The sequence below is a fragment of the Asticcacaulis solisilvae genome (assembly GCF_052327315.1).
Lineage (GTDB): Bacteria > Pseudomonadota > Alphaproteobacteria > Caulobacterales > Caulobacteraceae > Asticcacaulis > Asticcacaulis solisilvae_B.
In genome coordinates this window covers 3,782,904-3,800,104 of sequence record NZ_CP166196.1, presented here as the reverse complement: position 1 = coordinate 3,800,104, position 17,201 = coordinate 3,782,904, and the positions used below count along the sequence as shown (strand labels likewise).

General features: G+C 65.6%; 18 protein-coding genes. 13 read left to right on the top strand and 5 right to left on the bottom strand.

Features of this window, described 5'->3' with window-relative positions; all coding sequences use genetic code 11:
* Window positions 1–18 precede the first annotated feature (18 nt).
* On the top strand, window positions 19–942 hold the full coding sequence (gene argF, locus AB8717_RS17850; RefSeq protein ID WP_443748665.1) for an ornithine carbamoyltransferase: 924 nt from the start codon (window positions 19–21) through the stop codon (window positions 940–942).
* A gap of 114 nt (window positions 943–1,056) precedes the next feature.
* Here argF and AB8717_RS17845 read toward each other — a convergent pair whose 3' ends face one another.
* A complete protein-coding gene (locus tag AB8717_RS17845; RefSeq protein ID WP_443748664.1) occupies window positions 1,057–1,380 on the bottom strand; it encodes a hypothetical protein in 324 nt (107 codons plus the stop codon).
* A 149-nt stretch (window positions 1,381–1,529) separates the two neighbouring features.
* Here AB8717_RS17845 and AB8717_RS17840 point away from each other — a divergent pair, with 149 nt between their 5' ends.
* Window positions 1,530–4,556, top strand: coding sequence for a hypothetical protein (locus tag AB8717_RS17840; protein WP_443748663.1), 3,027 nt, complete (start codon window positions 1,530–1,532; stop codon window positions 4,554–4,556).
* A gap of 3 nt (window positions 4,557–4,559) precedes the next feature.
* On the opposite strand, the gene AB8717_RS17835 is transcribed toward AB8717_RS17840, so the two are convergent.
* A complete protein-coding gene (locus AB8717_RS17835) occupies window positions 4,560–4,835 on the bottom strand; it encodes a hypothetical protein (RefSeq protein ID WP_443748662.1) in 276 nt (91 codons plus the stop codon).
* Between the two features lie 248 nt (window positions 4,836–5,083).
* Between AB8717_RS17835 and AB8717_RS17830 the strand changes: the two genes are divergently transcribed.
* From AB8717_RS17830 to AB8717_RS17810, 5 genes are all read left to right on the top strand, one after another.
* Window positions 5,084–5,830 carry an electron transfer flavoprotein subunit beta/FixA family protein gene (locus AB8717_RS17830; protein WP_443748661.1) on the top strand — a complete coding sequence of 249 codons (747 nt, stop codon included), beginning with the start codon at window positions 5,084–5,086 and terminating at the stop codon, window positions 5,828–5,830.
* Entirely contained in the window at window positions 5,830–6,762 is a 933-nt protein-coding gene (locus AB8717_RS17825; RefSeq protein WP_443748660.1) for an electron transfer flavoprotein subunit alpha/FixB family protein, read from the top strand. The genes AB8717_RS17830 and AB8717_RS17825 overlap by 1 nt, the downstream gene beginning before the upstream one ends.
* Before the next feature lie 125 nt (window positions 6,763–6,887).
* Window positions 6,888–7,763 carry a 3-hydroxybutyryl-CoA dehydrogenase gene (locus AB8717_RS17820; protein ID WP_443748659.1) on the top strand — a complete coding sequence of 292 codons (876 nt, stop codon included), beginning with the start codon at window positions 6,888–6,890 and terminating at the stop codon, window positions 7,761–7,763.
* Window positions 7,764–8,204: a hypothetical protein gene (locus tag AB8717_RS17815; protein ID WP_443748658.1), complete on the top strand. Its 441-nt coding sequence runs from the start codon at window positions 7,764–7,766 to the stop codon at window positions 8,202–8,204.
* A gap of 1 nt (window position 8,205) precedes the next feature.
* Window positions 8,206–9,387, top strand: coding sequence for a DUF418 domain-containing protein (locus tag AB8717_RS17810; RefSeq protein ID WP_443748657.1), 1,182 nt, complete (start codon window positions 8,206–8,208; stop codon window positions 9,385–9,387).
* On the opposite strand, the gene AB8717_RS17805 is transcribed toward AB8717_RS17810, so the two are convergent.
* Window positions 9,388–10,164 (bottom strand): TlpA family protein disulfide reductase, encoded by a 777-nt coding sequence (locus AB8717_RS17805; protein ID WP_443748656.1) that lies wholly within the window; start codon window positions 10,162–10,164, stop codon window positions 9,388–9,390.
* A gap of 88 nt (window positions 10,165–10,252) precedes the next feature.
* Here AB8717_RS17805 and argH point away from each other — a divergent pair, with 88 nt between their 5' ends.
* The 4 genes from argH to AB8717_RS17785 are packed head-to-tail and all read left to right on the top strand — an operon-like array spanning window position 10,253 to window position 13,846.
* Window positions 10,253–11,620, top strand: coding sequence for an argininosuccinate lyase (argH, locus tag AB8717_RS17800; RefSeq protein WP_443750919.1), 1,368 nt, complete (start codon window positions 10,253–10,255; stop codon window positions 11,618–11,620).
* Window positions 11,617–11,964: a hypothetical protein gene (locus tag AB8717_RS17795; protein ID WP_443748655.1), complete on the top strand. Its 348-nt coding sequence runs from the start codon at window positions 11,617–11,619 to the stop codon at window positions 11,962–11,964. The genes argH and AB8717_RS17795 overlap by 4 nt, the downstream gene beginning before the upstream one ends.
* Before the next feature lie 9 nt (window positions 11,965–11,973).
* Complete coding sequence (gene lysA / locus AB8717_RS17790) at window positions 11,974–13,287, top strand: diaminopimelate decarboxylase (RefSeq protein WP_443748654.1); 1,314 nt, start codon at window positions 11,974–11,976, stop codon at window positions 13,285–13,287.
* Window positions 13,288–13,330: 43 nt separating this feature from the next.
* Window positions 13,331–13,846: a DUF4175 family protein gene (locus tag AB8717_RS17785; protein WP_443748653.1), complete on the top strand. Its 516-nt coding sequence runs from the start codon at window positions 13,331–13,333 to the stop codon at window positions 13,844–13,846.
* 2 nt (window positions 13,847–13,848) lie between these two features.
* Here AB8717_RS17785 and AB8717_RS17780 read toward each other — a convergent pair whose 3' ends face one another.
* Together AB8717_RS17780 and AB8717_RS17775 are read right to left on the bottom strand one after the other, a co-directional pair.
* Window positions 13,849–14,388 carry a phosphoribosyltransferase gene (locus AB8717_RS17780; RefSeq protein ID WP_443748652.1) on the bottom strand — a complete coding sequence of 180 codons (540 nt, stop codon included), beginning with the start codon at window positions 14,386–14,388 and terminating at the stop codon, window positions 13,849–13,851.
* Window positions 14,388–15,329, bottom strand: coding sequence for an MJ0042-type zinc finger domain-containing protein (locus AB8717_RS17775; RefSeq protein ID WP_443748651.1), 942 nt, complete (start codon window positions 15,327–15,329; stop codon window positions 14,388–14,390). Before AB8717_RS17775 ends, AB8717_RS17780 begins: the two co-directional genes overlap by 1 nt.
* A gap of 163 nt (window positions 15,330–15,492) precedes the next feature.
* Between AB8717_RS17775 and AB8717_RS17770 the strand changes: the two genes are divergently transcribed.
* Both AB8717_RS17770 and AB8717_RS17765 read left to right on the top strand, forming a co-directional pair.
* Complete coding sequence (locus AB8717_RS17770; RefSeq protein WP_443748650.1) at window positions 15,493–16,263, top strand: cell division ATP-binding protein FtsE; 771 nt, start codon at window positions 15,493–15,495, stop codon at window positions 16,261–16,263.
* A complete protein-coding gene (locus tag AB8717_RS17765) occupies window positions 16,260–17,165 on the top strand; it encodes a cell division protein FtsX (RefSeq protein ID WP_443748649.1) in 906 nt (301 codons plus the stop codon). Before AB8717_RS17770 ends, AB8717_RS17765 begins: the two co-directional genes overlap by 4 nt.
* Window positions 17,166–17,201 lie beyond the last annotated feature (36 nt).

Here is a 17,201-nt window from a genome sequence, read left to right as displayed (position 1 = left end):
AATTCTTAGGAGTCATTCATGACCCGCCATTTTCTCGACATCTGCGACCTGAGCGCAGAGGAGTTGCGCGCTATCGTCGACGACGCCCACGCGCGCAAGAAACTGCGGCAAGGCTGGCCCAAGGGCCAGGCCGACGCCGACGCGCCGGCCAGGAACCGCGTCCTGGCGATGATCTTCGAAAAGAACTCGACGCGCACGCGCTTCTCGTTCGACGCCGCCATCCGCCAGCTCGGCGGCCAGGCCATCATCTCGACCGCGCTCGACATGCAGCTCGGCCGCGGTGAGCCGATCGAGGACACCGCCAAGGTGCTGTCGCGCATGGTCGACGCCATCATGATCCGCGCCAACCGCCACGAAGACGTCGACCGCCTGGCCAAGGCGTCGAGCGTGCCGGTGATCAACGGGCTGACCAATATGAGCCACCCGTGCCAGATTCTGGCCGACATCCAGACGATCGAGGAACATCGCGGCGCGGTCGAGGGCAAGACCCTGGCCTGGGTCGGCGACGGCAACAATGTGTGCAACAGCTTCATCCATGCGGCGGCGCGCTTCGGTTTTACGCTGAATATCGCCTGCCCGGACCGCTACAAGCCCGACATGAACGCCATGGTCTTCGCTTCGGAAGCGCGTGCCAAGGTGCTGGTCACCAGCGACCCGCGCGAAGCGGTCAAGGGCGCCGATGTCGTCATGGCCGATACCTGGGTGTCTATGGGCGACCTAGACCACGACGAGCGCCTGGAGGCCTTCCAGCCCTATCAGGTCAACGAGGCGCTGATGAAGGAGGCGCGTTCCGACGCCCTGTTCCTGCATTGCCTGCCGGCCCACCGCGGTGAAGAGGTGACCGACGGCGTCATCGACGGGCCGCAATCCGTGATCTGGGACGAGGCGGAAAACCGCATCCACGCTCAGAAGGCCGTATTGGCCTGGTGCTTCGCGGGATAAGCTCCCCAGGCCAGGCGCATATCGCGCCTGGCCTGGGGAGCACGCGACTGCGCGCCGCCGCTGATGCGGCGAGCCTTGAGCACACAGGAAAAGCGTCGGGACACCGGCGCTTTTTTAATATTTGGGCTGCTGTTGCCCTGTCGTGAAGCCGAGCAGGTTGAGCAGGTGCACGATCAGCATCATGGCTGCGACGACGAAGAGCAGCATGAGGAAGCGCCAGGGCACCATGCGCGGGCCGCGGTTCGGATTCATCGGGCGCTGGCCCATATAGCCGCAAAAAATCGCCAGGGCACTGGCCACGCACGACAGAATCACCGTAGGGATCAACTCGATTTCCATCGTGCCCATATGCCGCCGGCGACCGGCCGCGGCAAGCGGGATCGCCGGAAAAACGAACGGCAATATCACGATATTGTCCTCTGCCGCAGCCGGTGGCATGCGGCACATCCCTTGTTCTCCTGAAAAGCGAAACCGTGTTCCGGGATTTCCACAGAGAAATTACGTGAATCAAGATGTAGCGGTTAACAAAAGGTTTACACCCAACATTCTGCGGTCTACGCTTCCGGGTCGGAAGTATGGGGAATCGCATGACCGCGAGTGCGCCTTGGAGTGTTAAAGGGATCGACGCCAAGGCGCGTGAGGTCGCCAAGGACTTGGCGCGCCGGTCCGGCATGACGCTGGGCGAGTGGCTGAACCACATGATTCTCGAAGGCGAGGATGTCGGCGCGGCGATCAGCCGTGAGCGCGACCGCGCCGAAGGCCGTCCGGACCCGCGCAATGAGACGCGCGAGGCGCAACCCGCCCGCCGCCGTCCGGCCTATCGCGAAACACACAACGATCTCGACGACGAGCCGCGCCGTCCGGCCGCGCCCTACTCGTCTGGCGCCCGCCCGCTGGCGGCGCGCGAAAGCCGCGGCATCACTTCGTCCGACCTGCGCCGTCGCTCGATCTTCGAGGACCGCCCGCGTCAGGACGAAGACCGTGGTTATGATGTCGCCTCCGACGAGCTGGGCCGCGTCGCCCGCGTGCTGGAAGCCCTGAGCAGCCGCATCGAAGGCTCCGAAACGCGGTCGGCAACGGCCGTGCGCGGCGTATCGTCGGCCGTCGATTCGATTCTCGACCGCCTGGAGCGCTCCGAAGCCACCCAGGCCGAACGCTTTTCCGAGCAGACCGAGTCTTTGCGCGTTCAGCAGGAAGAAAGCCGTGAAGAACTGGCCGAGCGCCTGGCCCAGGCGGAACGCCTGATCGATGCCCAGGCCGAGCGGCTCGACGGCCTGTCGAGCAACCTGCGCGAAGAGCGCGAGCACATTGCCCGCCTCGAAAACGAGCTTAAGAGCCCGGCGGCGCTGGACACCGTCCGTGCGGTCGAAGGTGCGCTCGGCAAGCTGGCCAACCAGCTTTACGAAGGCGAACAGCGCAGCCGCGATACGGTCAAGGACATCCGCGAGGATATGGTCGGCCTGTCGCACCGTCTGGCGCAGATAGAGGTCCGCGATCCCGAACGCGCCGCGCAAGGCGTTATCGACAAGGTCGTGGCCCGGCTGGCGCAGCGTCTGGAACAGGCCGAGGCCCAGACTTCGGGCGCCATCCGCGCGCTGGAACAGGCCTTTACCACCCTCGACGCGCGCCTGAACCGTGCCGAGGAGCGTGGCGACGTCACCGACCCCGAGCAGGTCCAGTCGCTGTCGCGCCTGGCCAACGACCTGTCGCGCCGGGTCGAGGATTCGCGCGCCGAACTGCTGCGGGCGCTCGACGACAAGACCGGCGCCACGGCCGAGCAGGTACTGAAGGCCTTTGCCCGCCGCGTCGAACAGGCCGAGCAGCGGTCCGCCGCCGCCATTGAAAAGCTGGGCGCCGACGTCATGCGCGTCGCCGAGACGCTGAACCGCCGCGTGTCGTCGGTCGAAGCGGCCGGCCACGAAAGCCTGAACCGGTTGGGCGCCGAAATCGGCCGCGTCGCCGAGGCCGTCGAAGTCCGCCAGCAACGCGCCGACAGCGGTCATGCCCAGGCGTTGGAGCGTCTCGGCAACGAGATCGCGCGCATTTCCGAACGCCTCGGCCAGCGTATGGCGGAAAACGACCGCCGCACGACCCAGGCCGTCGAAGGTGTCGGCCAGGCGATCGAAGCCCACCGCGACCATGTGCGCAACGAACTGACCGACCGCATCCGCCAGTCGGAAGAGCGCACGGTGAAGCTGCTGGATGAAGCGCGGGCGCGCCTCGACCAGAAGCTGGCGCACGCCCAGACCGAGGCGCTGCTGGCCGAGAACAACCTGCGCGCCGCGCCGTCGCCCGCGCGCCAGCCGGCGGCTGCCCTCCCGGATCCCTTTGCCGATATCGACGACGACGACGATGCCGGCGCACCGCCGCCGGCCTTCGCCCGTCCCGCGCCCGAGCCTGCCGTGCAGGCCGAGCCTGTCGTGGAAGACCTGGAAGAGGTGCAGCCCCAGGCCGTTGCCGAGGATGAACCCGCCTTCGATCCCTTCGCCTCGGAAGACCTGGAATACGAACTCGTGCCCGCGACAGGCCGCCAGGCGGGTCCGGCCGAGGACGAAGCCGATCCGTTCGCCGATATCGAAGTCGCCCGCAAGACCGCGCCGCGCGCCGATGCGCCGGTGGCACAGGGCTTTGGCCGCGGGCGCGCCACGCTCGATCTCGCCGACGAACTGGCCGAGGGCGATACGCCGCCGCAACGCCAGGTCGACGACGATATCGACCTGCTCGATGAAGAGCCGGGCGTGTCGGTATCGACGCGTGACGCCCTGGCGGCGGCCCGCGCCGCCGTGCGCGCCAGCATGGAAGGCGGCTATGACGACCGTCCGCGCGGCCCGCTGGCCGGCCTCGGCCTGAAGCCGGGGACGCGCAGCCAGCCCAAGCCGGCCAAGAAGGCGCCCAAGGAAAGCACGCTGCTCAAGGCGTTCAAGGTGTCGGCCGTGGCGGCGGGTATCGTCGGCGTCGGCGGCATGACCGCGCTGGGCGTCAAGAACTATCTGGAACCGAAGACGGCGGCGCCCCTGGCAGCGACGGCCGTCGCCACCGCGCCTGAGCACATTGACGACGGCCTGCTGCGCGCCGAATACCAATCGGCGTCGCAGGCCCTGGAGGCCCATGCGCCGGGCGCCGTCGACCAGTTGCGTCATGTCGCCGAGCAGGGCTATGCCGATGCGCAGAACAAGCTGAGCGGCATCTATCGCGGCGACGGCAACTATGTGAAGCCCGATCCGGCCGCGGCGCGGCTGTGGACCGAGCGCGCGGCCCAGGGCGGCGTCGCCACGGCCATGCACAATCTCGGCACCATGTATTACAACGGTGTCGGCGGTTCGCAGAACCCTGTCACGGCTGCCATCTGGTTCCGCAAGGCGGCCGAGCGCGGCGTCAGCGACAGCCAGTATAATCTGGGCCTGCTGTACGAGCGTGGCGAAGGCGTGCCGCTGGACCCGTCTGAAGCCTACAAGTGGCTGAGCATCGCCGCGCGTTCGGGCGACAAGGACGCGGCGCGCGAAGCCTCGGCCTTGCGGTCGGACCTGAGCGAAGCGCAGCGCCAGAAGGCTGACGCCGCCGTGGCGGCGTTCAGGGCTGCCGGAGACGCGTCGAGCGCCGCTCCGCAGGGCTAGGATTTACTTGGAAACCGATACCGAAGAGGCCGGGGCGGACGCTCCGGCCTTTTTGTCATGCCAGTCGACGGTCAGCGGGTCGCCCGGCTTGCGGTGCGTCAGGGTCGGCAGATAGATCGGCGCGTAGCAGTGACGGTCGCTCCATGACCACCAGTTGCCGGCCGCGTCGCACTTCTTCTTCGGGATGCCGTAGAGCAGGTCGTAGCCGGCGGTCAGGGTAACGCCGACCAGCAGCAGGCCCATGAACCAGTATTTCAGATAACGGATATTGCTCGGCATGTTGACGTTCGCGGAAACTTTTTCTATAAGGACGATCGCGCGACTTATGCGCCGAACCCGTTACGAGGGCAATCGAAATTCCTTTGATTCAAGAGGGATTCCGAGCCTTTCCAATTGACTTTAAGGGGCTCGGGCGGCACAAGCGCGACGAAAACATCAGCCGCCGGAGCAATTCTCCGTCACGGCGGCTTCGCACACCCGGGCGGGTTCCCAACCGGTTACAGAGGCCAGCCTTTACAGAGGTAGTCATGAAGATACTCGTCCCCGTCAAGCGGGTGCTCGATTTCAACGTCAAGGTCCGCGTCAAGGCCGACCAGTCGGGTGTCGACCTGTCCAACGTCAAGATGTCGATGAATCCGTTCGACGAAATCGCCGTCGAAGAAGCCACCCGCCTCAAGGAAAAGGGTGTGGCGACCGAGATCGTCGCCGTTTCGATCGGGCCGGCGCAGGCGCGCGACACCATCGTCACGGCGCTGACCATCGGCGCCGACCGCGGCATTCTCATTCAGACGGACCAGGACGTCGAACCGCTGGCCGTGGCCAAGCTGCTGAAGGCCGTGATCGAACAGGAAAAGCCCGACCTGGTCATCATGGGCAAGCAGGCGATCGACGGCGACAACAACGCCACCGGCCAGATGCTGGCGGCTTTGCTCGACTGGCCGCAGGCGACGTTCGCCTCGAAGGTCGTGATCGAGGGCGGCGAGGCCCTGGTGACGCGCGAAGTCGACGGCGGTCTGCAGACCGTGGGCGTGCAGCTTCCGGCGGTGATCACCACCGACCTGCGCCTCAACGAGCCGCGCTATGCGTCCTTGCCCAATATCATGAAGGCCAAGAAGAAGCCCCTCGACGTCAAGGCCGTCGCCGATTACGGCGTCGATGTCGCGCCGCGTCTGAAGGTGGTGAAGGTTGCCGAGCCGCCGAAGCGCGGCGCCGGCAAGAAGGTGGCCGATGCCGCCGAACTGGTGGCTGATCTCAAGGCAGCGGGAGTACTCTGATGGCGGTTCTGGTTATTGCCGATCACGACGGTTCGGCTCTGCGTGATTCCACGCACAAGACGGTGACGGCCGCAACTGGCCTGTCGGGCGATATCGATGTGCTGGTTTACGGCGAAGGCATCGATGGCGTGGCCGCCCAGGCCGCGAAGATCGCCGGCGTGCGCAAGGTGCTGGTGTCGCAATCGCCAGCGCTGAAGCAGGACCTGGCCGAGGACGTGTCGGCCCTGATCGTCGGCCTGGCCGGCGGTTACGACACGGTGGCCATCCCGGCCTCCAGCTCAGGCAAGAACGTCGCCCCGCGCGTCGCCGCCCTGCTCGACGTGTCGCTGGTCTCCGACGTCCTCCAGGTCGTCGACGCAAGCACCTTCGTGCGTCCGATCTATGCCGGCAACGCGCTCGAGACCGTACAGACGTCGGAAGCGAAAAAGGTCCTGACCGTGCGTCCGACGGCGTTCAAACCCGCCGGTGAAGGTGGTTCCGCCGCGACGGAAACCGTGGCCGCCCCGGCGGTCTTCGGCAAGACCCGCTTCGTTTCCGAAGAGAAGGTCAAGTCGGACCGTCCGGAACTGGGATCTGCCCGCGTCGTCGTTTCGGGCGGCCGCGCGCTCGGTTCGGCCGAGGAGTTCAACGGCGTGCTCGATCCCCTGGCGGATCGCCTCGGCGCCGCGGTCGGCGCCTCGCGCGCGGCGGTCGACGCCGGCTACGCGCCCAACGACTATCAGGTCGGCCAGACGGGCAAGGTCGTGGCGCCGGACATCTACATCGCCATCGGCATTTCGGGCGCCATCCAGCACCTGGCCGGCATGAAGGACTCCAAGGTCATCGTGGCGATCAACAAGGATCCGGAAGCGCCGATCTTCGGCGTCGCCGATTTCGGCCTGGTCGAGGATTACAAGACCGCCGTTCCCGCGCTGCTCAAGGCGCTGGGTTAAGAAAAAAGAGAGACGATCGATCCTCCCCGTAGCCCTGCTGCGGGGAGGCTTCGCTTTTCATATTGCATTGCATAAAAGCTCGCCATATCCCCATATAGGCGAGGGGACTACAGACGAGGACGGACATGGAGATCAAATCGGTCGGCATTATCGGCGCGGGACAGATGGGGGTGGGTATCGCCCAGGTCGCCGCTCAGTCGGGTTATGACGTCGTCCTGTTCGACCAGTCGTCCGACGCCGTGAAGAAGGCCTTCGGGCGCATCGAAAAGAGCCTGGCCCGCCTTGTCGAGAAGGAAGCCATTACTGCCGACGCGGCACACGACGCGCAGGCGCGGCTGACGCCCGCCGCCTCGGTCAGCGAGCTGTCGCAGTGCGACCTGGTCATCGAGGCCGCCACCGAAAGCGAAGACGTCAAGAAGGCCATCTTCAAGTCGGTGTGCGAACACCTTAAGCCCGAAGCCTTGCTGGCGTCGAACACGTCCTCCATCTCGATTACCCGCCTGGCGGCGGCGACCGACCGTCCCGGCAAGTTCATCGGCTTGCACTTCATGAACCCCGTGCCGATCATGAAGCTGGTCGAAATCATCCGCGGCATCGCCACCGAGCCCGAGACCTATGAGCTGGCCGTGAACTTCGCCCGCAGCCTCGGCAAGACGACGGCCAATTCCGAAGACTTTCCGGCCTTCATCGTCAACCGCATCCTGATTCCGATGATCAACGAGGCGATCTACACCCTGTACGAAGGCGTCGGCACGGTCGAAGCCATCGACACCGGCATGAGGCTCGGCACCAACCATCCGATGGGGCCGCTGGAACTGGCGGACTTCATCGGGCTCGACACCGTGCTGGCCGTGATGAACGTGCTGTATGAAGGCCTGTCGGATTCCAAATACCGTCCGTGCCCGCTGCTGGTGAAGTATGTCGAAGCCGGCTGGGTCGGGCGCAAGGTCGGCCGCGGCTTCTACGACTATCGCGGCGAAAAGCCTGTGCCGACGCGATAGATGGAAAAGCTCCACGTCCGCACGCCGCATTCGACCTGGATGATCGCGTCCACCCTGGCCGCGATGCTGCTGCATGGCCTGTGCTGGTTCATCGTGCAGATCGTCATCGGCACCCAGGACGCCATCGGCGACACGCAGCGCCAGATGGTGCTGGCCCTGGCCTGGCTGGTCGGTTCTCTCGCCCTGTGGCGCCTTCGTCCGCCGCCGTCGCGGCTGCACGCCATCCTGACCGTGCTGGTCTGCGCCCTGTTCGTCACCGTGCTGGGCAGCCTGGCCGCCCTGATCAAGCTGATGGTGCTGGAACATGCCGATATGTCGGCGGGTTTGCTGCAATCCTTCGGCATGCTGGGCGGGCTTCTGGTCCTGGCGCACCTGGCCATGGCGATCCCGTCGGCCATCCTGTTGCAGCAGGTGGCCCTGACGCGGCCGAAGCCTGCCTGATATGGAAGATGCCGGGACAGTTCCGGCGAAACACCGGATCGTGGCGCTCGACCACATCCGCGGCCTGGCCGTCTTCGGCATCCTGGCGGTCAACGCCATTGCCTTTGCTCAGCCCATGGACGTCTATTCCAATCCGGCGCTGTCGCCCGTCGCACTGAGCCCGCAGGACCTGACGCTGTGGACCGTGGTCGAGGTCTTCTTCCGCGAAAAATTCGTCACGACGTTTACGCTGCTGTTCGGCGTCAGCGTCTTTCTGGTCGGCCGCGATGAGGCGGCCTCGCCGTGGCGGATGCCCTTGTTCCGGCGGCTGCTGTGGCTGGCCGTCTTCGGCCTGATCCACGGCGCGCTGATCTGGCACGGTGATATCCTGCTGTCCTATGCGGTGACGGGTTTTATTTTCTGGCCGTGGCGCAATATGGCGCCGCGCGTGCTGATCGGCTGGGGGCTGTTCCTGTTCCTGGCGGGCGCAGCCATCGTGCTGGTGCCGACGATCACCGTGGCCGACGGCACGGCGCCGCAGGCGGTCGATATCGACAGTGTCGTGGCGGCGATGCGCGGCAATTTCTGGGATTCGCTCGGCGGCAATTTCACCGAATGGGCCACGACCATCCTGCCGGAGCTGATCGACTTCCTGCCGACGACGCTTGGCCTGATGATGATCGGCGCGGGCCTGTTCCGTCTCGGCTTCTATCATGGCGAGCGCAGCCCGCGCCTGCACCTGATGCTCATCGCCATGGCCGTCGTCGGCCTGATCGCCATTGCCTTCCAGGCCTGGCAGAGCGTCTCGGCGCACTTTCCGTTTCCGCAGGCCTTCGGTCTCTACCAGATCGCCAATACGGTGCTGTGCCTGCCGGTGGCGCTCGGCTATGCCGCGATCCTGATCCTGGCCGGGCGATCCGTTGCCGGGCGTGTGCTGCTCTACCCGCTGGCCTGTGCCGGACGCATGGCCTTTACCAACTACCTCACGCAGTCGCTGATCATGACGGCGATATTCTACGGCGGGCGTGGCAGCCATCCTCCCCACTTCGGCGAGGTCAATGACGCGGGCCTGCTGCCATACGTGCTGGCCATATGGGCCGGGCAACTGGTGGCCAGCACAGTCTGGATGTCGATTTTCCGCTATGGGCCGTTTGAATGGGTCTGGCGGTGCCTGACGTACAAACGGTGGATGCCGCTTCGCTGATTATTCCGCCATCAGCTTGTCGAGCAGGGCGTGGACTTCCGGCGTATCCCAGCTGGCCTCGCCGTCGAGGCGCGCGACGATCTGGCCCTGCTTGTTGAGGATCAGGGTCGAGGGCAGGCCGGCGACATTGAGCTTGGCCGTCTTGGCGATCAGCTCCGGATCGGCATAGACCTGCAAAGGCTCCTGCACGTCGATGAACGACTTGACGTCGTCGAGCTTTTCCTCGGTATCGCCGCTGAGCGGGATGACCTTCATCGGCCGGCCGGCATATTGCTGTTGCAGGTGGGCGAGGGTCGGCATTTCGAAGCGGCACGGGGCGCACCATGTGGCCCACAGGTTCAGCACCACGACCTGGCCCTTGAAGTCGGCCAGGTGGACCGGCTTCTTGTCGCGGTCGATAAAGGCCATGTTGTCGATGGCGTGCGGCTGGGCATAGGTCACCAGATGCAGGATCGAGCCCTTGGCGTAACCCTTCAGCGGGCCTTCGGGGGCTTCGGCCGTGACCGGGGCCTGGACCTTGGCGCCGCCCATCAGCTTGGGCCCGAGGAAGATGCCCGCGCCGATGGCGACCGCGACGACGACCAGGACGATGCCGACGAACAGCGCGATATTGACGCGCTTTTTCGAAGACTTTGTCTTGCCTTGGGCCTTGGGTTGCGGCTTTTCCTCGGCTATAGCCGTGCCGCCGGTGCTGTCCACCGGCTGCGGTACGGGTTTGGGCGCGGGTTGAACCGACGGTTGCCCAGCCAGGCCGTCACTATCCAAAGGGTTATCCATGACCGATCATTCCGACCCAAAAATCCAAACGGGCGCCCCCAGTACCGTTGAACCTGGCGCCGCGCGCGCTCCATCGCAGGGCCAGGAAATGTGGGGCGGACGGTTTAATGCCCGGCCCGACGAGATTATGCAAGCGATCAACGTCTCGATCGAGGTCGACAAACGCCTGTGGCAACAGGACCTTGCGGGCTCACGCGCCCACGCCGCCATGCTGGCGAAGCAAGGTATCATAAGTTTTGAAGATGCCAAACTGATCGCTGGCGGGCTCGATACGATAGAGACCGAGATTCGTGATGGCGTGTTTCCTTTCCGCCACGAATTCGAAGACATCCATATGAATGTCGAGGCGCGCCTGCGTGAGCTGATCGGCACGACCGCCGGCCGCCTGCATACCGCACGCTCGCGCAACGACCAGGTGGCGACCGATTTCCGCCTGTGGGTGCGCGGTGCGGTCGATGCCACCATCGCCGAGCTGTACGACCTGCAAGGCGCGCTGCTGGAACGCGCGGAAGAGCATGCCGACACCCTGATGCCGGGCTTTACGCACTTGCAGCCGGCCCAGCCCGTGACCTTCGGCCACCACCTGATGGCCTATGTCGAAATGTTCGGCCGCGACCGCACGCGCTTTGCCGATGCGCGCGCGCGCATGAACGAAAATCCGCTGGGCTCGGCGGCGCTGGCCGGTTCGCCCTTCCCGATCGACCGCTTCGCGACGTCGGAAGCGCTTGGCTTCGACCGCCCCATGGGCAACAGCCTGGACGGCGTGTCGGCGCGCGACTTCGCGCTGGAAGCCATGTCGCACGCCGCCATCTGCGCCGGCCATCTGTCGCGCCTGGCCGAGGAAATCGTCATCTGGACGACGCCGCAGTTCGGCTTCGTCAAGCTGTCGGACGCTTTTTCGACCGGCTCGTCGATCATGCCGCAGAAGCGCAATCCCGACGCCGCCGAGCTGGTGCGCGCCAAGACCGGCCGCATCACCGGCTCGCTTATTGCCCTGATGACCGTCATGAAGGGGTTGCCGCTGGCCTATTCCAAGGACATGCAGGAAGACAAGCCGCCGGTGTTCGAATGCTTCGACGCGCTCGATCTGGCCCTGCGCGCCATGGCCGGCATGGTGCGCGATCTCGTGGCCCAGCCCGAAAAGATGCGCGCCGCGGCCGGCGCCGGTTTTTCGACGGCGACGGATCTGGCCGACTGGCTCGTTCGTACCCTCAACATCCCCTTCCGTGACGCGCACCATATTACCGGCGCCGCGGTCAAGCTGGCCGAAGGCAAGGGTGTGGATTTGGCGCAACTAGAGTTAAGCGACTTGCAGAATCTGGAAGCCAGGATCACCGGGGATGTGTATAAGGTCTTAACGCCCGAGGCCTCGGCCGCGTCCCGCCAGTCCTATGGCGGCACCGCGCCCGATCAGGTCCGGCTGCAAATCCAGCGCTGGAAGGAACTTCGCTCATGACGTCACCTGTTTCCGCCAAGGCCCGCCTCGTGATCGTAACGATGCTCGGGGCCGCGCTCGCCGTCGGCGTCAGCGCGTGCGGCAAGATGGGGCAACTCGAGCAGGCGCCGCCGATGATCGGCAAGGATGCCAAGTCGAGCTATTCGGTGTCCAAGAATGCCGGCGGCGGCGATACGGCGACGCTGGACGATCCTTCGGCCAGCAAGGAAACGGAGCGCGCCAAGCCCGACATCAACGATGTCAACAAGCAGAAAGATCCGTATCGTTCGACCAAGAACGTCGCCGACGCGCCGCTGGAAGGCTTCGGCAACGCGACGAGCTTCAACAACAATACCCCCAAGTAAGACGGCCCTATGAACCACTTCGAGTACCGGAACGGCGTCATGCATTGCGAGCAGGTCTCCCTGGAGGATATCGCGCGCGAGGTCGGCACCCCGGTCTATGTCTACAGCACCGCGACGCTGGAGCGGCATTTCACCGTCTTCGCCGGCGCGGTGTCTGCGCATCCGTCGCTGAAGAGCCCCAAGGGCGAGGCGCCGCTGGTCGCCTATGCCGTCAAGACCAACTCCAACCTGGCCGTGTTGCGTACGCTCGCCGCCCAGGGCGCGGGTGCCGACACGGTTTCCGAAGGCGAAATCCGCAAGGCGCTGAAGGCCGGCGTGCCGGCGAACAAGATCGTCTTTTCCGGCGTCGGCAAGACCGATGAGGAAATGGCCTTCGCGCTGAAGGCCGGCATCTACCAGATCAATGTCGAGTCCCCGCCTGAGCTCGAGCGCCTGGCGCGCGTGGCGGCCACGCTGAACATGATCGCGCCGGTCGTCATCCGCATCAATCCGGGTGTCGGCGCCGGCGGCCATGCCAAGATCACCACGGGCGGCGCCAAGGACAAGTTCGGCGTGTCGGCCGAGGAGGCGCTGCGTCTCTATGCCGAAGCCTCGGCGCACCGCCATATCGCGCCGATGGGCATTGCCTGCCATATCGGGTCTCAGATCACCGACCTGACACCGATGCAGGCGGCCTTCTCGCGCATGCGCGGCTGGGTCGAAGACCTGCGCGCCAACGGCCTCAGCGTCGAGCGTCTCGACCTCGGTGGCGGCCTGGGCGTGCCCTACTTCAATCAGAAGGAACCGCCCGCTCCGGCCGACTATGCCGAAATGGTCGCTTTGACCGTCGGCGACCTGGGCGTGCGCTATACCTTCGAGCCCGGCCGGGCGATCACCGCCAATGCCGGTGTCCTGCTGTCGCGCGTCATCCATATCCATGAACGCGCCGACAGCGGCCAGAAGTTCCTGGTGCTCGACGCCGGCATGAACGACCTGATCCGTCCGGCGCTCTACGACGCCTATCACGACATCCGCCCTGTCCATGCCGGCGATCCCGCCGATACGACGGTCTACGACGTGGTCGGTCCGGTGTGCGAAACGGGCGACACCTTCACGCGCGGCCGCGAGATGCCGGCCTGCCGCGAAGGCGATGTGGTCGCCTTCATGACGGCGGGCGCCTATGGTGCGGTCATGGGAAGCGAATATAATTCGCGTCCGCTCGCGCCCGAGGTGTTGGTGCGTGACGCCGACTGGTCGGTCGTGCGTCCTCGACCAAGCTACGAACAGATGATGGCGGCAGAGCCGCTGCCGGACTGGTTTTCGCCGCGCGCCGTGTCGGCGTAAGGCTTCAAAAGGGGGATAAGACACCATGGTTTCGAAGGGACCTTTGAGCAGGCCGTTTTCGAACCTCAATCGCGCCCTGTTCTGGACGCGGGCGGTGATGGTGTGGGAGCGCCTGTTGCCCGCGCTGTTCCCCTTCGTCCTGCTGGCCCTGCTGGTCGCTGTCGCGGCGCAATGGGGCCTGTTCCTCAACCTGCCGCCGCTGGTTCACGCCGGCATCCTGGCGGCCGGCCTGGTCGTGGCCGTCTTCGCCTGCGTACGCGCCGTCCTGCGCTTCCGCCAGCCGACCTTTACCGAGCTCAATACCCGCCTGGCCGTCGACAATGGCGTCAAGCCGGAACGCCTGCTGGCCATGCGTCATGAGCTGGACCAGCCGAAGCTGCGCATCGGCAAGGCCAAGGCCGGCATCGCGGTTTCGGACCCGTTCGCCCTGCGCTTCATCGCCCTGATGGCAGCCCTGATGGGATTGCTGATCCAGGGGCCGGTGCCGGCCTCGCGCATCGCGCAAGGCTTCTGTCCGTTCGCCAAGACGCAAGCGGCGACGGAAGTGGCGCAGAAGTAGACTTAGTCCAGAGCCCCGATATAGGGCAGGGCGCGATAGAGCCCGCCGCTGTCGAGACCGTATCCTACCAGGTAGCGTGCAGGCGCATCCCAGGCGATGAAATCGGCTTCGGTCTGGCGGCGTGCGCCTTCCTTCAGCGGATCAGGCTTGCGTGCGAAGACGCAGGTAATGACCTCGGCCGCGCCCGCTTCCAGGCAGATGTCGCGCGCGATCTTAAGCGAGGCGCCGGTATCCAGCACATCGTCGATGATCAATACCTGGCGGCCCTCGACCGAACGCTGTAGCGGCGCGCGGATCAGCATGGTGCCGCTTTCCTGCCCGTCGCCATAGGACGACAGCCACAGGGCATCGAAGGCCAGGTTATGACCGATGCGGAACAGGGCGCGGGTAAGGTCTGCGGCGAACCAGATGCCGCCGGTCAGCAAACAGACGCCGACGCATTCGGGCTTAAGGCGAGCGGCCAGCCTGTCGGCGACGGCCGCGACGTGGGCGGCAACTTCGGTTTCGTTCAGAAGGACGGCGGGAACGGCTGGGGCATTCATTATCCCTCGCCCGTACCATGGTGGCCGTCGGCTGACAATGTGGAGCGCAGCGGCGGCACTTCACGGTTGGACACGGGCGCATTGGCCGCGCCGGCGTCCGAATCGAGCGCGCCTTCGGCCTCGGCGTGGTCGTCCGGACCGTGCGCGGCCGGGGCGGGGGCCTGCACCGGAGCGGGATGCCCCTCTTGCGGGGAGGCGGCTTCGGAGCCCGCGGCGGCCTCATGGGGCTTGGTCGTGGAGCCCGCGGCGTGCGGCTTGGCGGACTTCATGGCCTTCATGGCTTCGAGGTCGAAGGTGAGATCCAGTCCCGCCACCTGGTTTTTGGGGTCGGGCACGTCGAAGGTCAGGGTGCGCGTGGCATGCGGCGCCACGACCAGTCCGCCCGGCGGCATCAGCAGGGAGTTGAACTGCGCCTGGGTGGCGTCGAGCATCTTGACGCGCACCGGCGGCACCGGCGCGGGATCGTCGCTGACATTCTTGACCTGGGCTTCGACGGTCACCACGAAGCGGCCGCCTTTCAGCGAGGTCGTGGCCTTCTGGTCGCCGAATTGCAGGTTGGTGCCGTTGGTCTTCAGCCCGACCATGGCATAGGCGCCGGCGATACGCGGGAAGGCGCGGACGATATCGACCCGCAGCACATAGGCCAGCGAAACGGCCAGCACGGCCAGGGCCGCCAGCCCGCCCCACACCAGGCCTTCGATGGCGACGGCGCGGATCTTGGCCTGGGCCGACAACATGGCGCGGTACTTGGCCGGCAGGATGCCGGCCTTGACGCTCTTGAGCTGCTCTGGCTTGGTCGGTGTTGCGTCTTCGGGTTCGTCGTCCTCGGGACGGCGGCCTTCGCTGTAGCGCAGGTCGATGGGAACCTCGGCGTGCCACGTCGTCTTGCAGGCGGTGCAGCGGACCGTGCGGCCGCGCATCCCGATGACCGCTTCGTTCACCTTATATTGCGTTGCGCAGTTCGGGCAGCTGAGGATCATGGTGACGGGGACAGGGCGAATCGGTAATTTGCCGGGCGAGGGTTGCCGACACGGCTTCTTAACCTTATTCCCGCAAAAGTCTTAACAACCGGTCAAGCATTGCCAGAAGGCATTCCCGAGGCTCATGAATTCCCCAACCGCCGACACACGCGCCATCGTCAAGGGTGGCCCAGGACGAAGTGACGACGATATCGTCGTCGACGTCCGCGATGTCAGCCTGGGCTACGGCGCCAATGACGAGGCCAATGACGGAGATGGCGGTTACATCCTCAAGAATCTCAGCTTTCAGCTTCCGGCCGGCTCGTTCCATTTCCTGACGGGGCCATCGGGCGCCGGCAAGACATCGCTTTTGCGCCTCATCTACCTGGCGCAGCGTCCGACCCTGGGGGAGGTCGCCCTGTTCGGCGAAACCATCCGTACCGGAGACCGGGCGCAGAGCGCGGCTTTGCGCCGCCGCATCGGCATCGTCTTCCAGGAATTCCGCCTGCTCGACCACCTCAATGTCTTCGACAATGCGGCCCTGCCTCTGGTGGTGCACGGCCAGCATTTCAAAACCTTCCGCGAGGACGTGACCGAGCTTCTGAGCTGGGTCGGGTTGAAGCACCGCCTGACCGCCATGCCGCACATCCTGTCGGGGGGCGAAAAGCAGCGCCTGGCCATCGCGCGCGCCGTGGTGACGCGGCCGACCCTGATCCTAGCCGACGAGCCGACCGGCAATATCGACTACGCCATGGGTCTGCGCATCATGCGCCTGTTCATCGAGCTGAACCGGCTGGGCGCCACGGTGCTGATCGCGACGCACGACGAAAGCCTGGTGCGCGCCTCGGGCATGCCGGTGCTGGAGCTGAAGGACGGGGAGCTGTATCGCCGCGGTCCGAAAGGCAGCGCCGCATGAGCGCCGTCGATGCCGTCCTGTCGAAGCTGTCCCAGGCGGGCACGCGCAACCTTCTGCCGGCGCAGGACGAGCGCGAGGTCGCGCTGCACTACGTCATCGCCGTCCTGTGCACCCTGGCCTGCCTGGCGGGGCTGGCCGTGGTGGCGTCCGACCGGGCGGCCACCGGCTGGTCGCGCGATATTCGCGCCGAGGTCACGATCCAGGTCCGGCCGACCGGGCTCGAGACGGGATCGGTCGCCGCCGCCAAGGCCGCAGAGGTCCTGGCCGGCGTCAAGGGCGTCTCGGAAGCGGTGGCCATCGAGCCCGAAAAGGCCAAGGCCCTGATCAAGCCGTGGCTGGGCGACGTCATCCTCGACGACCTGCCGATCCCCAACCTGGTCGAGGTTCATCTTGATCCCCGTCACCCCCCGCGTTCGCGGGCGCTGATGGACGCGTTGATCAGCAACGGCATCGACGCCAGCCTGGACGACCATGCGATATGGTTGAAATATATCGAACAGGGCGCGTTGACCATCCGCCTGTTCGCCCTGGGGATCTTCGTCATTATCGGCTCGGCGACGGCTGCAGTCGTGGGCTTCGCCACGCGCGCCTCGCTGACGGCGCGCGCCGACGTGGTCGACGTGCTGTCGCTGTGCGGCGCCACCGATATCTTTATCGCCGAACGCTTCCAGTATCGCTTTGCCCGCATGGCTTTCCAGTCGGGTCTGTTCGGTGCGGTGGCCGCCGCGCTGGCCGGAGCGGCATTAAAATTCACCGCAACGACGCAAAGCTTGACGCTGGCTCTTCCCATTTCATGGTTTGACCTGTTAATATTAATTCCATGCCCGGTGCTGGTGGCGGTGATCGCCGGTATCACGGCGCGTATGGTCACCGTACGGCTGTTGGGGCACCCGCGTTCATGAGGACGGCGGGCGTGAGGAGAGCGGGCAAGCGAAGGG

Excerpts from the sequence above, each read along its gene's own strand:
- argF (WP_443748665.1), top strand. The coding sequence starts at position 19 with ATGACCCGCCATTTTCTCGACATCTGCGACCTGAGCGCAGAGGAGTTG.
- AB8717_RS17845 (WP_443748664.1), bottom strand. The coding sequence starts at position 1,380 with ATGCCACCGGCTGCGGCAGAGGACAATATCGTGATATTGCCGTTCGTT.
- AB8717_RS17840 (WP_443748663.1), top strand. The coding sequence starts at position 1,530 with ATGACCGCGAGTGCGCCTTGGAGTGTTAAAGGGATCGACGCCAAGGCG.
- AB8717_RS17835 (WP_443748662.1), bottom strand. The coding sequence starts at position 4,835 with ATGCCGAGCAATATCCGTTATCTGAAATACTGGTTCATGGGCCTGCTG.
- AB8717_RS17830 (WP_443748661.1), top strand. The coding sequence starts at position 5,084 with ATGAAGATACTCGTCCCCGTCAAGCGGGTGCTCGATTTCAACGTCAAG.
- AB8717_RS17825 (WP_443748660.1), top strand. The coding sequence starts at position 5,830 with ATGGCGGTTCTGGTTATTGCCGATCACGACGGTTCGGCTCTGCGTGAT.
- AB8717_RS17820 (WP_443748659.1), top strand. The coding sequence starts at position 6,888 with ATGGAGATCAAATCGGTCGGCATTATCGGCGCGGGACAGATGGGGGTG.
- AB8717_RS17815 (WP_443748658.1), top strand. The coding sequence starts at position 7,764 with ATGGAAAAGCTCCACGTCCGCACGCCGCATTCGACCTGGATGATCGCG.
- AB8717_RS17810 (WP_443748657.1), top strand. The coding sequence starts at position 8,206 with ATGGAAGATGCCGGGACAGTTCCGGCGAAACACCGGATCGTGGCGCTC.
- AB8717_RS17805 (WP_443748656.1), bottom strand. The coding sequence starts at position 10,164 with ATGGATAACCCTTTGGATAGTGACGGCCTGGCTGGGCAACCGTCGGTT.
- argH (WP_443750919.1), top strand. The coding sequence starts at position 10,253 with ATGTGGGGCGGACGGTTTAATGCCCGGCCCGACGAGATTATGCAAGCG.
- AB8717_RS17795 (WP_443748655.1), top strand. The coding sequence starts at position 11,617 with ATGACGTCACCTGTTTCCGCCAAGGCCCGCCTCGTGATCGTAACGATG.
- lysA (WP_443748654.1), top strand. The coding sequence starts at position 11,974 with ATGAACCACTTCGAGTACCGGAACGGCGTCATGCATTGCGAGCAGGTC.
- AB8717_RS17780 (WP_443748652.1), bottom strand. The coding sequence starts at position 14,388 with ATGAATGCCCCAGCCGTTCCCGCCGTCCTTCTGAACGAAACCGAAGTT.
- AB8717_RS17770 (WP_443748650.1), top strand. The coding sequence starts at position 15,493 with ATGAATTCCCCAACCGCCGACACACGCGCCATCGTCAAGGGTGGCCCA.
- AB8717_RS17765 (WP_443748649.1), top strand. The coding sequence starts at position 16,260 with ATGAGCGCCGTCGATGCCGTCCTGTCGAAGCTGTCCCAGGCGGGCACG.